This is a genomic window from Klebsiella sp. B345 (assembly GCF_051131735.1).
GTDB lineage: Bacteria > Pseudomonadota > Gammaproteobacteria > Enterobacterales > Enterobacteriaceae > Klebsiella.
Window position 1 is genome coordinate 2,696,492 of the sequence record NZ_CP180443.1, and the last position, 16,935, is coordinate 2,713,426.

Genomic DNA, 16,935 nt, shown 5'->3' on the forward strand with positions numbered 1-16,935 from the left:
GTCCTTACTTTTTCTCTGCGAATTCAGCCAGGAGTGGCCAGCGTTTCAGCGCCGCGGCTAACTGCTCGCGCCGGGAAATGTCATGGTAGTCAATTTCAGGCAAAGAAAATGCCCGGCTTAGCGCCAGGAAATCATTTTGAAAGGTATAGCCTAATGTGGCATCAGAAGGTACTGCAGGCTCTTTTCCCGGCATTTCACTTTCCATTCACAAATAAAACATAAATAAAACCCGAGGTACAAAAGGCTCAATCTCAAATCACCTATACCCAAAATAATTCGAGTTGCTTGTAGGCGGCAAGGCCGTAAATCCCCAGGAGCTTACTCTAGTAAGTGACTGGGGTGAACGGTTGCAGCCAACACCCAGGCAACTTGAAGGATGAAGGGGATATATATGCTAAAACTGATACCCTTTAATTTCAATGTTAGGTTTACTCTGCCGCTTTCGCTAGTAAACTATTCTAGTGTAAATCAGTTCTCACGAGGGACGCCGTGGAAAACGTATATACTTTGGGTATTTCATCATTGTGGGATGAGGTCTGCCATATGCCCGTGGGTGGCGTATGGTGGCTTAACCTCGATCGCTATGAAGATGCGGTGAGCCTGCTCAATCAGACGCTGGCGGCACAAGATAAAGACTGCAAAGTTGCGGCTATCGTGATGGGTAATACCCCAGGTAAAATCATTTCAGTCGATCCTCACCGTGGTCCTGAAAAAATTGCTGTGTTCACCATGCCGGATAGTACAGAAGGACTGGAAGAACTGCATCGCGATTTACTTTGTAGCCTCGATCCGGACAACTACCTCTTTATTCTGCTGACGTCAGAAAATGCCTGGCAGAATATGAAAAAAGAACAATTATGCCTTTGGGCTGAAAAATCACACCGGTGGACCAAATATCATCATTGTTCATTGTTAGTGCTTAATTCCGGTCAAAATGTTGATAAGCAACTTTCCCCCCTATTAAATGAATACCGCTCGCTTTCCGGGCTGGCTAGCCTGCGCTACCAGGGCGATAGTTTTTTATTTGATATTGCATTCTGGGGCAGTGAAAAGGGAATGAGCGCGCAGCAGCAGCTGACGGTTTTACACGGTGACGACGGCTGGCATCTGGCGCAAAACGAAGAGACGCTGGTGCAACCGCGCAGCGATGAAAAGGTGGTACTGAGCAACCTCCGGGTGCTGGAAGGCGCGCCAGCCCTTTCCGAATACTGGACGCTGTTTGATACCAACGATGGCGTCTTTAACGCCGCACGCAAATCTCAGGCGGCCACCCTGCTGTTTTCCGTCACTCAAAACGAGCAGATCGAACAGCTGGGCCGCTATATCCATATCTTGCGTAAGCAGCGCGGCAGCGCCTTGAAAATTGTCGTGCGCGAGCAAACCCCAAGCCTGCGCACCACCGATGAACGACTGCTGCTAAGCAGCGGCGCAAATATGGTTATTCCTTCCAGCGCCCCACTTTCCCGCTGCCTGACCTTAATAGAAAGCGTGCAGAAGCAGAAATTCACCCGCCATATTCCAGAAGAGTTTGACACCCTGCTGAGCTGGAGCCAGCCGCTCAATCTGCGCGGTTTCCAGAAGTGGGGCGATTTCTGTACGGCGGTGCACAACATCATGACGAACACCATGCTGCCTGAAGACGGTAAAGGCGTGATGGTGGCGTTACGTCCAGCGCCAGGCCTGCGTGTCGAGCAGGCGTTAACGCTGTGTCGTCCGAATCGCATGGGCGATATTATGACCATCGGCAATAACCGATTAGTGCTTTTTCTGTCGTTTTGTCGCGTGAATGACCTGGACACCGCGTTAAACCATATTTTCCCGTTACCCACCGGCGATATCTTTTCTAACCGTATGGTCTGGTTCGAAGATAAGCAGATCACCGCCGAAATTTTACTGATGCGCGGAATCGATCCATCGCAATGGAATACCCCGCTTCCGGTCTCGGTTGAGAAAAACGTCACCATCAATGCCACCCATGATGGACGCCACTGGCGACGGTTCCCTGAACCGCATCGTCTGTCCACTGACAGGGAGAAAACGTCATGATGTCCATCAGCGATATTATTCAGCTGGTCGTTCTATGCGCCCTGCTTTTTTTCCCGTTGGGATACCTGACACGCCACTACCAACGCCGTATTCGCACCACCTTACGGTTGATGTTCTTTAAACCCCGCTATGTCAAACCGGCTGGCGTCTTACGCCGGGAAGCAACAACTCAGCAAGGCAAACTGAATAAATGACGAATGAAAAAACTAACGCTACGCCGCTTCCGCTCTGGCAGTACTGGCGTGGCCTGGCCGGTTGGAATTTTTACTTTCTGGTAAAGTTTGCGCTGCTTTGGGCGGGGTATCTTAACTTTCACCCGATGCTAAACCTGGTGTTCCTCGCCTTTTTGCTGGTTCCTCTGCCAAAGTACAAGCTCCACCGCCTGCGCCATTGGGTTGCCATTCCCATTGGCATCGGGCTGTTCTGGCATGATACCTGGCTGCCGGGACCGGAAAGTATCTTTAGCCAGGGTTCACAGCTGGCCGGCTTCAGCGCCGATTACCTCTGGGACCTGGTGACCCGCTTTATTAACTGGAATATGGTCGGCGCCTTCTTCCTGCTGCTGGTGCTGTGGCTGTTCATCAGACAGTGGCTGCGCGTCACGGTACTGGTTTCCGCCATCATGATCTGGCTGACCATCAGTCCGCTGCTCCCGGCCTTTACGCTGTGGCCCGCCGGCCAGCCGACAACCGCAGCAGCCACGACCGCGCGGACCACAAATACCTCCGCTTCAGCCGCCAGCACGACGGCTGCCAACGGCGATATTCCGGCGCAGACCGAACCACCGACCTCCGCCAATTTAACCAACTGGCTGAACACCTTCTATGCCGCGGAACAGAAACGCAAGACGCCGTTCCCGGAACAACTGCCGGCGGATGCTCAACCCTTTGACCTGCTGGTGATCAATATTTGCTCACTGTCGTGGTCAGATATTGAAGCGGCAGGGCTGATGGACCATCCGCTGTGGAAGCATTTCGATATTGTGTTCAAGAACTTCAACTCGGCGACCTCCTACAGTGGCCCGGCGGCGGTACGTCTGCTGCGCGCCAGCTGCGGTCAGCTGTCACACTCGAACCTGTATCAACCGTCGGGCAGCGACTGCTACCTGTTCGAAAACCTGGCAAAACTCGGCTTTACCCAGCAGCTGATGCTCGGGCATAACGGTCTGTTCGGCGACTTCCTGAAAGAGCTGCGTAGCTTAGGCGGCATGCAAAGCCCGCTGATGGATCAAACCGGGTTGCCGGTCAGCCTGCAGGCTTTCGACGGTTCGCCGGTGTATGACGACTTAGCGACCCTGAACCGCTGGCTGGAGAAAGAAAACAAAGAGGGCGACGCGGCCCGGAGCGCCACCTTCTACAACATTCTGCCGCTCCACGACGGCAACCACTTCCCAGGTCAGAGCAAGACGGCGGACTACAAAGTACGTGCGCAGAAACTGTTCGACGAGCTGGATAACTTCTTTACCGAGCTGGAAAAATCGGGCCGGAAAGTCATGGTTGTGGTGGTTCCGGAACACGGCGGCGCGCTGAAGGGTGACAAAATGCAGGTGTCTGGCCTGCGCGACATCCCAAGCCCGTCGATCACCAACGTGCCGACGGCCGTGAAATTCTTCGGCATGAAGGCACCGCACCAGGGTGCTCCGGTGATTATTGACCAGCCGAGCAGCTACCTCGCGGTGTCTGAACTGGTGGTTCGTGCGCTGGATGGCAAGATGTTCACCGAAGACAACGTTGACTGGCAGCAGTACACCGCCGGCCTGCCGCAAAGCGCGCCGGTGTCAGAAAACGCCAACGCCATTGTTATGCAGTATCAGGGTAAACCGTACGTTCAGCTGAACGGCGGAAGCTGGGTACCGTACCCGCAATAACCTGCCCCGCGGCCGCAGGGGAAACCCTGTGGCCGCGCTTTCGCTGCACTGTAACGTCTTGCCCACCCAGTTTTTCCCCCTCTTTTCTCCAGCCGCTTCACCGTCTTTTGCAGGGCTCCCTTCACTGTTGATGCTGGCAAAAACGTCGTGACAGCCGTCGTTTCAAAATATACGATATATATATGAATCATTACGGAACATATATATGGGCATTGTAAAAATCACTGACCTGCTGCACGACGACATTCGCGATGCCAGCAAGGCCATGTCACGTTCGGTGAACGCGCAGGCGGAATACTGGATCCGGCTGGGGATGATGAGCGAGCTCTATCCGGAGCTGAACCATCAACAAATTAAGATGATGATGCTGAAATCCGGTTCCGACCGCTTGCTGGAGGTGATCAATGCCATCAATTCGCATTAAAACCGCCGATGAGCTTGCCAGACAGCGCCACGCCGGAGAGCTATTAGCCTCGGTATTTGACATGCTGGACACCTTTATCCAGCCCGGCGTCACCACCATGGCGATTAACGATCGGGTGGAAGATTTTATCGTTAATCAACTGCACTCCCGCCCCGCCAGCAAAGGGCAATATGATTTTCCCTACGTGTTAAACACCTCCATCAACGAGGTGGTCTGTCACGGGATACCAAAAGAGACGGAGCACCTGAAATCCGGGGCCATTGTTAACGTCGACATCACGCTGGAAAAAGAGGGGATGATCGCCGACTCCAGCAAAATGTACCTGATTGGTGAAGTCTCGCCGCTGGCCCGCCGGCTGGTGAAGAAAACCTACGAAGCCATGTGGAAAGGTATCAAGGCCGTTAAGCCCGGCGCGACCCTGGGCGATATCGGCCATGCGATTCAGAGCCATGTTGAAAGCCATGGCTACAGCGTGGTACGCGAGTATTGTGGCCACGGGATCGGTCAGGAGATGCATGAAGATCCGCAGGTGCTGCACTACGGCAAAGCGGGTGAAGGCACCGTCCTGAAAGAAGGGATGGTCTTTACCATCGAACCGATGGTCAACCAGGGTGACAGCCGGACCAAAGTCAAAAAGGACGGCTGGACCGTGGTGACCCGCGACAAGAAATTGTCCGCGCAGTGGGAGCACACCGTGGCCGTTACCGCCGACGGCGTTGAAGTCCTGACCCTACGCCAGGGCGAAATTATTCCGCAGTAATCCTGGCGAGACACCTGACGGTTAACGCGACTGGTCGTGCCTGGCTAGCCAGACCAGCAGCTTCAGGCTGGCTGAGTAGTAATCATCCTGCGCGGTGATTTGCGGGTCACCCTGCGGCTCACCCATGGTCAGATCGCGCACCGCCAGCAGGCCGCCGGTCATAAACCACGACGGAACGTTGTCGTTGCTGACGTTGATCCAGGCCGGCGTCTGCAGTCGCGGATAGCTGTTGAACCAGTTTTTCCATGGCGTCAGCAGGGCGCTTTGCGGGTCGGCCCAGGAGAGATACAGCGGGATGCGGATCGCGTCATAGCTCATGCGCGGCGGCCACTCTTTCGCCGGCTCCATCTTGCCGTCCGCTTTTAGCGCCACCCAGTCAGTAGGCAGTTTTGATTTCCCCCAGCCCATTTTCCCCAGCAGCGCCAGACCATCGGTTTGCAGCTTGCGCCAGGCAGTCAGATGGGTGTGCTCGGCAAACGCCTGCCACGCCGGGAAGATAAAGTAGGACGGGTTAATATTGAGATGATCGTTGAGGTTGAAGCCTTTCGCACCGGGCAGCATCACCTGGTAACCGGCGAAGGTTACCACCGTGTTTTTCAGCAGTGACGCGGTAATGGCGTCGGAAGCCGCACCGTAGGACTTGTCGCCCCACTGCTTCTGGGCGCGCAGCAGCGCCCAGGCAATCATGGTATCGCCATCGGTGGCGTCGTTCTTATCCGCAATCGGGTTCGGCGCGACGGGATTATAGCGCCAGTAAAACAGGCCATTGTCTTTATTTCGCAGCGTTTTATCGGTCCATTGCCACAGCTTGTCAAAGGCAGGGCGATCGTTTTTCGCCACCGCCAGCAGCATCGCAAACCCCTGCCCTTCAGTGTGAGAGATACTCCCATTACCGGTATCAACGATTCGCCCGTCGGCCATCATAAACCGTGATTTATAGCTTTCCCACGCGGTGTCAGCCCACGCGCGAGGAAGTACCATCATCGTCACTATGACCGCTATTACTGCACGCAAAGACATAAGGTCACCCGTTATGGATGGAAGTAGAGGAACTGAACATCCGAGACCGAAAACAGCCGCTCACGTTGCAACACCACGTGCGTACTGCCTCCTTGTCCCTGTAGCCAGCGAGAATAAAGCCCCTCGAGTATGGCACAAAATGCATTGCACCAGCGCACCCGATGCGCATCATCGCGGCTCACCGGGAGCGCGCGATGGCGCAGTCGTAACCCGTCCTCGCCCACATCGACGCTAACCACACCCCATTTAAAACGGCTCAGCCACTGGTTGATATTGGCTTCCAGCTGGCCCACGGTTTCTGACTCTGGCAGCGGGTAGCGATCTGCCAGCATCTCCCCCATCTGGCGTAAGAACGGCTGACTTTCCAGCTCGCCGGCGTTGTTTAACATGCCATCGACCATGATCAACAGCAGGTCAAACCATCCGGCTGGCGTCTGCTGCTGTTGAAACCAGGCCATGACTTCCGCGTTGTTATTCTCCGTCATGATCAGTTGTCTCCCAACATATAGCGGATGTAGAGACCCGCGGTGCTCTCGTTATAGTCACCGAAGGTGTCGTAGCCAATCTGGCCGCCTAGCGTCATCTGTTTGTTCACTTTGTAATCAGCACCGGCGCGCAGCGTATAGCCAATGCCGCTCTTCGAGGTCGCCGAATAGTAAGCTTCTTTCGCAAAACCATTGGTGACCGCAGTCTCCAGGGTTTGCTGCCATTCGGAGTTGGTCGGGAAGTAAGCGCTCTTATCCTGGCTGTAGGATTGATAACCCACTGACCCACCCAGCTTCATCGTCCAGTTGTCATATTTCTCGGTCAGGTTAACCGGCAGCGAGACGCTCACGTAGTTCTGCGGGCTGAAGTAACCACCCTGGCCATAGGTGAAGTAGCTGAGGTTTTTCGAGTAATCCATGTAGCTCATACTCAACCCGGCCTGCAGCTGGCGATAATCATCATGGTAAGGCCGCAGATAGACCCCGGCGTTGGCGTTAATACTGGTGTTGCTGGCAACGTTTGTGCCGAGATAACTGTAGCCGCCGCCGCCCACGTAGAAGCCAGCATCGCCATCGTCATAGCTTAACTGGAGGGTACCGCCGTTTTTGGTCACCTGCCCCCAGGTTTTCCCGGAGTAGGAATCTTTCAGACCCACGTAGGAGAGCAGGCTATCGGTCAGTGAGCGGCGCTCACCGGTGAAGATCAGCGACAGGTAGTTGGTCAGCTTCGGTGACCATTTCACCCCACCGACTACGGTATTCAGATCCTGACCCAGCGGGGTACTGCCGATGTCGACACGATAATTGTCGCCGCCCAGAGCCATGGCCAGCTCAACGCCATTGGCCTTTTGAGAATCCGTTGATCCGCTCGCCTGATCGACGTCAGGTTTCAGGCTCGATGACGCCAGATAGCTAGCCACCTGGCCGGAATCGTAGGCACCGAGTTTCGCCAGGTTTTCCATCCCGCTGCTGGTAGTGGCGTTATAGTCGGAGGCATTCAGCGTCCCCAGCTCACTTAACGCCTCAGCCCCAGGATTGCTGGCAAAATAGGTTTCCTTTTCCGTGTCGGTCATCGCGGCAATCGCCGCCTGCTCGCTGGTGGCGGTGGAGATCATATTGGAAACCGCGTTGGAGAGCGGGTTCGCACCGTATCGCCGCCAGGCATCGCCGGTGGCGGTACCGGCATTCAGCGTGATCGGCGTGACGGTAAAGTCAAAGCGCGAGTCGCCAAACGGCGATGAGGACCACGTCAGAGGGGTTTTCATCTCCGTCAGCTTGCTGGTACCGGATTCGCCATCACGACCGCGCACTTCCATGCCACCCTGTAGCCAGGTGCCGGTTTTTTCCTGTAGCGTCTCCATCATACTATCCACTTGACGCAGCGTACGGGTTTGCGCGGTCTCTACCGGCAGGTCCGGACGTTGGATCCCCGGCAGGGTTGTCCCGGGCCCGGTCGACACCTGAGCGACCTGCCACGGCATATACTGCCCGTAGGCCGACGCCGTCCGCGTCGGGGTGGTGGTGCGGGAGACGCCCACAAAGGGGTTGTCCGCCGCCAGCACGCCGCCAACGGTTGGCGTCTGGGCGCTGTTGCTGCTCTGCAGTCCCAGCAGTTTGCCGCGCGCGCTACGCAGATACGTCATCGCCTGCTGGTGATGCCCTTGCGATTCCGCGACGCGCGCCAGCAGCACTAAGCGATCCGGCGAATTATCCGGACGCAGTCCACCAGCCAGCTGTTCGGCCCGGTCGTTGTTGCCTTCCGATAACGCAATGTCAATCGCGCCGGTACGCGCCGCCTGGTCCGGCGTATCGCGGGTCATCAGGTAGTCATAGACCACGCCCGCTTCTTTGTTCATTTTTCCGCTCTGATAGAGTCGCGCCATGGCGAACATCAGGTCGGTATTTTGCGGGTCGCTTTGCATCGCCCCCATCAGTTTGTCGTAAGCCCCGGCATAGTTGCCCTGCTCGCGCAGCCGGTCCGCTTCGTTGATCACGTAACCGTTGCGGATGCTTGCCAGCTGCGTCGGCGTACTGGTGGCCTGCAGCTGCGGGTTGGTTAACAGCGCCTGGGCTTCATTGGTCAACCCCGCTTGATTAAGTACCGAGACCTGATCGGCGTAATCGCCGGCATTGCCGGTGATACCGCCGCTGATATTGTTACGCACCAACGTAACAGCCCCGCCAACATCGCCGCTCTGGGCCAGCATGCGCGCCAGCTTGCCGACATCCGCCGGCGATTTAGGCGGCGTCGCAGCCATCGCTTTCAGGGTATTCGATGCCGCCACCGTATTCCCTTGCGCCAGGTAGTTCTGCGCGGTCACCAGCTGCAGGTTGTAGTTCACCCGCTGGCGTAAATCACTCATCTGGCTGGTCTGACTGGCTGCGGGGATCCGCCCCAACAGCGTCTGCGCCTGCTGCCAGGCGCCATTTTCGCTGGCAAACAGCGCGGCGGCATACAGCGAATTGCTGCTGGCGCCAGGGCGATAGGCGGCCGCCATCGTCGACGCGGCTTCGCTCTCATTGCCCGATTTTTGCAACAGTCGCGCGAGATCCAGGCGCATCCAGGCATCGTCCGGGTAACGCGATACCCCCTGACGCAAGGTGGCGATTGCCGCCGTGACGTTGCCGCTGTTGGCTTGTTCTTGTGCCTGACGACGCAGCGAATCCCCCGGCATACCGGTAACCACGCGAGGCTGTAGTTTCTGCTGCATGCTGGCCGGCAGCGTACGCAGCATCTCCTGCGCCTCCGCCGATTTATTTTGCTCGCGCAGGACGTAGTACAGGTTCTCACGCGCCGGGCCGTTTTGCGGCTGATCGTTGAGCAGCGAGCGCAGCGTTTGCTCTGCCTGCGGGAGGTCTTTGTTATGGCGCAACACATCGGCCCGGAACAGTTTTGCCGACGCGCCACGCGTGCCGCTCTGCTGAGCCAGCGGCGCGGACAGCGCCAGCGCCTGGCTGATGTTGCCCTGTTTGTAGGCCTGCTGCGCCTGCGCCAGTTGGCCGTAGAATAAGGCATCTGCCGCCTGCTCGCGGCGGGCAGCGGAGTCCGCGCCGCCAAGATCTGCGGCCCGACTTAAATATTGCGACGCGGCCTGAAAGTCGCCGTTACGTTGCGCGATGTAGCCCATCCCAGCCAGCGCATCGGCATCCTGCGGGTTGGTCTGGAGTACCTGTTCAAACTGCTCTTTCGCGGCGGTGGTATTGCCGCTATTGAGGTTAACAAACCCCTGACCGCGCGCCTGGCCACTGATCCGCTGGCGGTAGTAATTCTGGACTTCAGTATCCTGCGGGTGACGCTGCATCCAGGTATCGTACATCGCCTCATCACCAGCCTGCGGACCCAGCCACAGCAGCGCCTGACGCAGGCCGCTGTCGGCATCTTTGCTGCCGCTGGCCATCGATTCCAGCATCGAGATCCCTTCCCGACGAGTGTCTTCCCGCCAGGTCAGCGCTTTACCTAACGCCACGCGCGCGGCGTTTTCCTGCGGATGCTGCGCCACGTACTGGCGCAGCTCGCCGACCGCCTGCGGGTAGAGCGATTTGTCGCTGGCCATGGTCATGTAATATTCGGCAGCCAGGCTCGATGGCGGGGTATTGCCATTAAACATGCCCCGCCAGGTGGTTAATGCCGCCGGAATATTGCCGCTTCGCGCCTGCTGTCTTGCCAGGCTGAGCTGCCCCTGCGGGACCTGGGCCATTTTCTTGGCGTTATCCAGCTCCTGCAGATTGGGGCTATTGGGCGAGACCTTCGCCAGCCGGGCGCGCCACTGCGCTGCCCCCTGAAGATCCCCACCCTGCTGCGACCACAGCGCCATCAGATACATGGCCTGAGTGTTATTGGCATCGACCAGCAGCACTTTTTGCAGCGACTCTTTCGCCAGTTCATCGTGTGATTTTTCATGCCAGTAGTTTGCCTGGGCAAACAATGCTTGCAGCGCGGCATCATTACCGGCAGCGAGGGCATCACCGAGTGCGCCAAATGTCAGCACGCCTGACAGACAAAGGGTGGGCAATTTTCGGGTCGACCGGCGATTCATTTTGATAACTCGTTTCATTGGCTTTCCCCCGAACTCAGACGCTTGCGAGCATGGCGTTTAAACATAGCGGTGAGCGCCAGGCCGATTATCGAGGTGGCAAGCAGCCCCAGCAATGCCAGCAGGCCCGAGTGCTGGCTGGCATACCATACCGCTATCATGTACCACGGCATCTGACCGCTCGGGAACGGCGTATTAACCTGGAAGCTGCGCACGCCATTGTCGCTAGTGATAATCGCCGTATCGCCCCGAATCCCGGCGTTGATACGCGGTGAATCAAGGTCGACTTTCAGTCTGGCCAGTTGATCATCGTTGCTGGCCATCGCTACCACCACCGTGCGCTGTGAGCTCCATGGAGAGCGGTAGCTGATAAAACCACGCCAGGCGTTGCTGGAAGAGAGATAGCGATCGGCGTCAACGCTGGCGGACGTCCAGTCGCCGCTCAGCCAACGCTGCACTTTTTCTCCCAACCCCGACTCACGCACGCCCAGTTGGTTATCCGCCTGATAATAGGGCGAGTCTGCCAGCAGGCTTTGGTTAAATGCTTTTTGATCGAGGCCGCTGACCGCAAGGACATCGCGGTCGCGCAGATACTGCAGGCCCGCTCCACCGCTCGGGACACCCAGAACCACCCGGTTGTTGGCCAGCGCCGTTCCGGTCGCATTCCCCGAACGTGCCGCCAGGTTGAGCAGCGTAGCCACCTGTGTTTCTGACGGTTTTTCTGCCAGCAGCAGCACGGTTTGCGAGTAATCCGCCAGCCGCGAGAACGGGAACGAGGCACCAACGAAATAGGAGAGGTTTGGCAACAGCGAGAAATGGCGCGTATTGCTTAAATCAATCCATGAATCATCGGTAATTCGGCTCTTGATGTTGTTATTCATCACCACCGAGCAGGGCGCGTTGTCTTTCGGGACCACGTTAAAATAGAGCGACAGCTGGTTATCCCCGTAGATCAGGTAAGGTGCCAGCGGGATAGTAAACTGCTCCTGACGCGCATCGCCTCCCAGGCGGCGCCACAACTTCTCCAGCGGCCCCTGCTTGTTCAGCGGTAAATTGTGCAGGAAGGTGTTGTTGAGCGTGACGCTCAATAACGACTTATCTTCGTTGATCCAGTTTTCCGCCGGGAAGCGGTAGCCAATCTGCAACGGGATAGTTTCGCCATCCCAGAGGTACAGGTCCGGTGCCGCGCGGAATGCCACCCGCAGTGGTTCATGCCAGACGCCGTTAACCGTCATACTTTGATCTTTACGCAGCAGCTCGCTGATTTTTACCGGCCGATCGGTCGGGATCCAGCGTGGGGCGTCATACGGTTTTCCAACCGGGATCGCCTGCGGATCTACGCTCAGGCTGGCGGTCTGTGGAGCAATGTCGCCACGCGTCAGACGCCAGGCCGCAGCCCGCAATGCCGCATCGTTTTGTCCGACGATCAACAGCAGTTTGTAGGTCGGATTCCCCGGGTTATCAACAATCTTCAGCAGCGGTTTGTCGGTTTGCGGCAAAGTGATCCCGCCCACCTGGTCGCCCGGATGACCAATAATAATGCCGTGGCGCTCCGGTAAACGATCGCGCAGCGCATTAAAGGAGATGCCGCGATAGTCAGCCTGAATCCCTAGCCAGGAGGAGATTAACGCCGCGGCGCTATAGACATCCGCCCCAGCGTTTTCCGGGAAGGCCACCGCGATATCTGCAGGGGTCATCTGCATGTTGTCAAAGAACGGCCGCGGGAAATGGCTTAAATCATTGCTGAGATTCAGCGGCTGGCTTTCCCAGCTAAAGCGCGACGCCGCTAAAATGGTGACGCCCGATGTATCCTGGCTATTGAGCAGACACTGCATGTTGTCGCCATCATTCACCTTAAAGCTCAGGTTATTGCTGGAGACCATCAGCGCAGCCGGAATATCCAGCTGATAGTGGGAAATATCGGCCCCGTCGGTACCCAGCGGCACCGTGCCCAGCGGCTGGCCGTTAAGCATCAGCTGCAGCGTAGCGTTACGGGTTGCCATTTCTGGTGACACCCGCACATCCAACATCAGTTCGGCATGGGTCACGACCTGGTCAGACGGCAGCGTAAAATCAGCGCCCCCCTGACGTTGCCCACCGCTGAGAATAATGCCGTCCGGCATCCCCATTTGCGCCAGATTCAGCGTGCCGCTAACGACCGGCGTTAACGGTACGGCCACCGGCGCAGCAGTGTTAACCGGCGGCGGTAGATCGGGCAGCGAGGCAGCCGGATCCGCTGCGGGCGTGGATTCGGCTGCCGTCGTAGCGTCGGTTGCTGGCGTTGCAGCACCCGCGGTGGTCGATTCTGGTGTAGCCGTCTGGTTCGGTGCTGTCGTCGTCGCGGCGTCATCGGCGGTCGTCCCGTCGACGGCGGCGCCCGGCAGCGGGAAGTTCAGCGTCGCTGTCGGTTCGGCAGGCGTCTCTTCACCGTGCAGCGCAGGCACGGAAAAGATCCCGGCCAGCAGCGCAAGCGTGGTCAGTCGCTTCATAGTTGGCCATCCTCCTGCGCGGTACTCGCAACAGGTTTCTGCCGACGGCGGGCGCCCCGGGTTTTCCAGGACAGCCAGAACAGTTCAAAGACGCAGCGTAAGATGGTGACAAACGAGCGGAACGGGTTGTCCTGCGGACGCGGCGGGTTAATCCAGGCATCCGCACGCGCCAGCACCACGCGCACCAGTTCGCGACGCAGCGACAGCGGGATATTTTCATCAAACTTCAGACGAATAAACTGCTGGTCGGCGGTCACCTGCTCTGCCGGAATACAAATGGCCCCGGATTGCAAAATCAGCTCAATCTCTTCAATGTCGTCCTGCAGATGACGGTCATCCGGCACCGCAATACGACAGCCACCCATCGACAGGTCGGCGGTATGGCTACGTGAAACCACGCCGCTGGCGTAGTGAATCAGCACAGGAATATCGACATCAATACGGATAGTCTTACGTACCTGCCGGGTTTCGCGCGCCACGGCAATCGCCGCCAGCAGGAAGATCAGACTGTAGAGCCCCCAGCCAACGTTCAGAGCGATTACGTTAGGGTCAGAGCCGAAGTAATCATGCCCAATGGCGCGAACGATACCGACAATCACGCCGACGCCCAGCAAACAGGCCACTACCAGATGAGGTCTGACGACGGTAAAGTCGAAGTAACCGACATCCAGCAGCCCCCCTTTGTCGGTCACGTTGAACTTGCCGCGTTTGGGGAAAATCATCGTCACCAGCGTCGGCAATACCAGGTGGAATGCCAGTACGATGTCGTAGATTTCCCCCCAGAAGCTGTAACGATAGCGGCCATTCATCCGCGAACCGACGTAGATCGCAAGGAACAGATGTGGCAAGGCATACGACACGATCAGGCTCGCCGAGGAGTAGATAATATTCAGGTTAAACAGCAGATACGCTAACGGTGCGGTGACGAACACCACCCTCGGTAACGCAAACTGGTAGTAGAGCATGGCGCTGAGGTAGCACAAGCGCTGCTGGAACGTCAGCCCCCGACCCAACAGCGGGTTATCGAGGCGGAAAATCTGGGTCATGCCGCGTGCCCAGCGGGTTCGCTGAATCACGTGTACCACCAGACGCTCGGTCGCTAAACCCGCCGCCAGCGGAATATCGAGAAACGACGATTTCCAGCCCAGACGCTGGAACTTCAGCGCGGTGTGCGCATCTTCGGTGACGGTTTCCACCGCAAAACCACCGATATCTTCCAGCGCTTTACGGCGGATCACCGCACAGGAGCCACAGAAAAAGGTCGCATTCCAGTTATCGTTACCCTGCTGAATCGGGCCATAGAACAACATCCCTTCGTTGGGAATATTGCGTCCCACGGAGAGGTTACGTTCAAACGGGTCAGGCGAGTAGAAGTAATGCGGCGTCTGGACCAGCGCCAGCATAGGATCCTTAAGGAAACCGCCCACCGTAGCCTGCAGGAACACGCGGGTTGCCACGTGATCGCAATCGAAGACGCAAATCAGCTCGCCCTTGGTGAGGGTCATCGCATGGTTCAGGTTACCTGCTTTGGCGTGTTTATTGTCATTTCGGGTGATATATCCCACCCCAACATCGGCGGCAAACACCGCAAACTCGCTGCGTTTACCATCATCCAGCAGATAAATTTTCATCTTATCCGCTGGGTAATCAATACACTGCGCGGCCAGCACGGTATCACGGACCACGTCCAGCGGTTCGTTATAGCTAGGAATATAGATATCGACCGTCGGCCAGGTGCTCATATCATCCGGCAGCGGGACGATTTCGCGCTTAAGCGGCCAGACCGTTTGCAGGTAGTTCAGCAGCAACATCACCCAGATATAGACTTCCGCCAGAAACAGTCCCATCCCCAGAACCGTCTCGATCCCGGAGTTAAAATGCAGGGTTTGCGTCAAGCGGAAATACATATAACGGGTCGACATCAGCAGCGAAGTTACGACCATAATGACCGAAATACTGCGTTTTTTGCTAAACCCCATTAAAAACAGAATACCGATACTCAACAGACCAAAAAGATACTGCTTTTGGCTGTCCATCGGCGTAATAATCACCAGAACGGCAACGGGCGACAGCACCAGTGCCAGCAACCAGAAAAGAGACTTTTTCATTCAGCAGCCCTGCAATAAGTTAAAGCCCTGACATGCGAGGCTGGCTGTGCACCGTGCCGTCGCCAATTTTGATACCCAACAGCGCAGAGATTTTTTTTGCAATGATTTCAATATCAAAAGCGGCTGCAGAGGAGGAGCTAAAGTCGAGAACCGACTTCTGCGACGCATTTGCCTCCACCACGCTTTCGTCACGGTGGATAATGCCCAGTAGCCGATCGCCCAGTTTGTCCTCCATCAGCGCGGTCACATCGCGACTGACCTGGCGACGGTTATCACTCTGATTCAGCACAAAATAATGCCCGAGTTTGTTGTTTAGCTTACCGCCAGTCAGGCGCTGTTTTTCCACGTGCGACAGGGCCGACATCGACGCCGTATCCGCCAGCAGCGGCACCAGGTGGAGATCCGCCAGTGACGTCAGCGCGGTGAGCGCTGGCGACGGACCCGGTGGCAGGTCGGCGATGATAATAAGCCCGGGATAATTCAATAACGCCGCCAGACCACGGGTCAGAAAGTGAGGATCGGTGGCCAGGTGTTGATCAAACGCCTGATGCTGCGCCTCGCTGACATCGCCATATGGCAGGACAAAAATATTGCTGCCGGCACTGAGTACGCACTGGCTCCAGTCATGAAGTTCCAGCGCTTTCGCGACATAGCCGCGTTCATCGCTAAGCGGGACGCCAAAATGCAGGCGCAACGCATTCTGAACGTCAAAATCGACAACCAGAACTTTGCTGCCCGCGCGCGCCAGAGAATAGGCAAGATTAGCCGCGAGGGTCGTTTTTCCTACGCCGCCTTTTGGAGAACACACGCAGATCAACGGCATGTCGCAATCCTTTCTAAAAGTGATTTCAGCGGCTGATCTTTATTTTTTGCCGCCGGTTCAGCGGCTTTTGCCGCAAATAAATGTGCAAAGCCGTCGCTGGCCTGCGCAGGTGTCACTGCCGGGCGAGGTGCGACCCGCGGTGCCGGTGCCGCTGCGATAGCCGGAGCAGGTTCCGCCATGACCGGAGGTGTCGTTGGCGGCGTCACCAACGGAGGTGGTTCAACTGGTGCAGCGGCAGCAATGGGGGATACAACCGGTTCAGACACCGGGGGCGTAACCACCTGCTGTGCCACAGGCGTTGGCGCAACTGTCGGCGCAGGAGTGTGCTCAGGTTCTGTTTCTACCCAATGGAACATATCTGCTGGCACGGGTTGTGGTATCGGTAACGATACCGATCCCCCCATCGCCAGAGAAGATTCTTTCTCTTCCCCAGGAGTTAGCTGATTGAGAATAATCCAATCGCCCTGTTCCCGGGTGGGTGCCTGTGATGAAAGGTCCTTGAAATGTAGACTTTGCGTACGAGTCTTTTCCTTGAAGCGCTGCAAATCATCATAATGGTTCATGGATAACCTCATGATTTTAAATACATAATATTTAATCTGTTTTTATTTTGACACTACGCCTTTAGAGCATAGTTTATTTTATTGTTTATCATCAGCTTAAGTTGATCAGCATGACCAACAATACAATGACTATGTATAGGGATATTGGTCAAGGCGGCGTAATTTATTGATAGCTTTGGGATTACCCTACCATTTCTAATACTAAATGATAGCTCCATTTTTTAGGAGGTATCTGTATGCAAAACCTGAAACCACCTGATTGCTAAATAAAACCAGCATTTTATCTGGTTATATTTAAAAATAATGAAGTAAAAAA

12 protein-coding genes and 1 pseudogene are annotated in these 16,935 nt (G+C 56.4%); 5 read left to right on the plus strand and 8 right to left on the minus strand.

The window, feature by feature from the left end; all coding sequences use genetic code 11:
* Positions 1-4 precede the first annotated feature (4 nt).
* A complete protein-coding gene (bcsR, locus tag ACMYSO_RS12725; protein WP_434582608.1) occupies positions 5-193 on the minus strand; it encodes a cellulose biosynthesis protein BcsR in 189 nt (62 codons plus the stop codon).
* A 296-nt stretch (positions 194-489) separates the two neighbouring features.
* Between bcsR and bcsE the strand changes: the two genes are divergently transcribed.
* The 5 genes from bcsE (at position 490) to map (ending at position 5,097) form a co-directional block, all read left to right on the plus strand.
* The gene (gene bcsE / locus ACMYSO_RS12730; protein ID WP_434665049.1) at positions 490-2,046 is read left to right on the plus strand and encodes a cellulose biosynthesis protein BcsE; all 1,557 of its coding nucleotides are present in this window, start codon (positions 490-492) and stop codon (positions 2,044-2,046) included.
* Entirely contained in the window at positions 2,043-2,240 is a 198-nt protein-coding gene (gene bcsF / locus ACMYSO_RS12735) for a cellulose biosynthesis protein BcsF (protein ID WP_123757202.1), read from the plus strand. Before bcsE ends, bcsF begins: the two co-directional genes overlap by 4 nt.
* Positions 2,237-3,913, plus strand: a complete 1,677-nt coding sequence (gene bcsG, locus ACMYSO_RS12740; protein ID WP_434665051.1) for a cellulose biosynthesis protein BcsG — start codon at positions 2,237-2,239, stop codon at positions 3,911-3,913. The genes bcsF and bcsG overlap by 4 nt, the downstream gene beginning before the upstream one ends.
* A gap of 205 nt (positions 3,914-4,118) precedes the next feature.
* A complete protein-coding gene (locus ACMYSO_RS12745; protein WP_123757200.1) occupies positions 4,119-4,337 on the plus strand; it encodes a ParD-like family protein in 219 nt (72 codons plus the stop codon).
* Positions 4,318-5,097, plus strand: coding sequence for a type I methionyl aminopeptidase (gene map / locus ACMYSO_RS12750; RefSeq protein ID WP_434665054.1), 780 nt, complete (start codon positions 4,318-4,320; stop codon positions 5,095-5,097). Before ACMYSO_RS12745 ends, map begins: the two co-directional genes overlap by 20 nt.
* A gap of 21 nt (positions 5,098-5,118) precedes the next feature.
* On the opposite strand, the gene ACMYSO_RS12755 is transcribed toward map, so the two are convergent.
* The 7 genes and pseudogenes from ACMYSO_RS12755 to bcsO form a co-directional block, all read right to left on the minus strand.
* Positions 5,119-6,117, minus strand: coding sequence for a glycosyl hydrolase family 8 (locus ACMYSO_RS12755; protein ID WP_434665057.1), 999 nt, complete (start codon positions 6,115-6,117; stop codon positions 5,119-5,121).
* 11 nt (positions 6,118-6,128) lie between these two features.
* Entirely contained in the window at positions 6,129-6,605 is a 477-nt protein-coding gene (bcsD, locus tag ACMYSO_RS12760) for a cellulose biosynthesis protein BcsD (RefSeq protein ID WP_434670798.1), read from the minus strand.
* Positions 6,605-10,657, minus strand: a complete 4,053-nt coding sequence (locus ACMYSO_RS12765; RefSeq protein WP_434665060.1) for a cellulose synthase subunit BcsC-related outer membrane protein — start codon at positions 10,655-10,657, stop codon at positions 6,605-6,607. The genes bcsD and ACMYSO_RS12765 overlap by 1 nt, the downstream gene beginning before the upstream one ends.
* The gene (bcsB, locus tag ACMYSO_RS12770; protein ID WP_434665063.1) at positions 10,654-13,125 is read right to left on the minus strand and encodes a cellulose biosynthesis cyclic di-GMP-binding regulatory protein BcsB; all 2,472 of its coding nucleotides are present in this window, start codon (positions 13,123-13,125) and stop codon (positions 10,654-10,656) included. Before bcsB ends, ACMYSO_RS12765 begins: the two co-directional genes overlap by 4 nt.
* Positions 13,122-15,233 carry a UDP-forming cellulose synthase catalytic subunit gene (gene bcsA / locus ACMYSO_RS12775; protein ID WP_434582600.1) on the minus strand — a complete coding sequence of 704 codons (2,112 nt, stop codon included), beginning with the start codon at positions 15,231-15,233 and terminating at the stop codon, positions 13,122-13,124. Before bcsA ends, bcsB begins: the two co-directional genes overlap by 4 nt.
* 19 nt (positions 15,234-15,252) lie before the next feature.
* A pseudogene (locus tag ACMYSO_RS12780) lies at positions 15,253-16,045 on the minus strand (cellulose synthase operon protein YhjQ/BcsQ).
* A 1-nt stretch (position 16,046) separates the two neighbouring features.
* Positions 16,047-16,619: a cellulose biosynthesis protein BcsO gene (gene bcsO / locus ACMYSO_RS12785; RefSeq protein ID WP_434665065.1), complete on the minus strand. Its 573-nt coding sequence runs from the start codon at positions 16,617-16,619 to the stop codon at positions 16,047-16,049.
* Positions 16,620-16,935 lie beyond the last annotated feature (316 nt).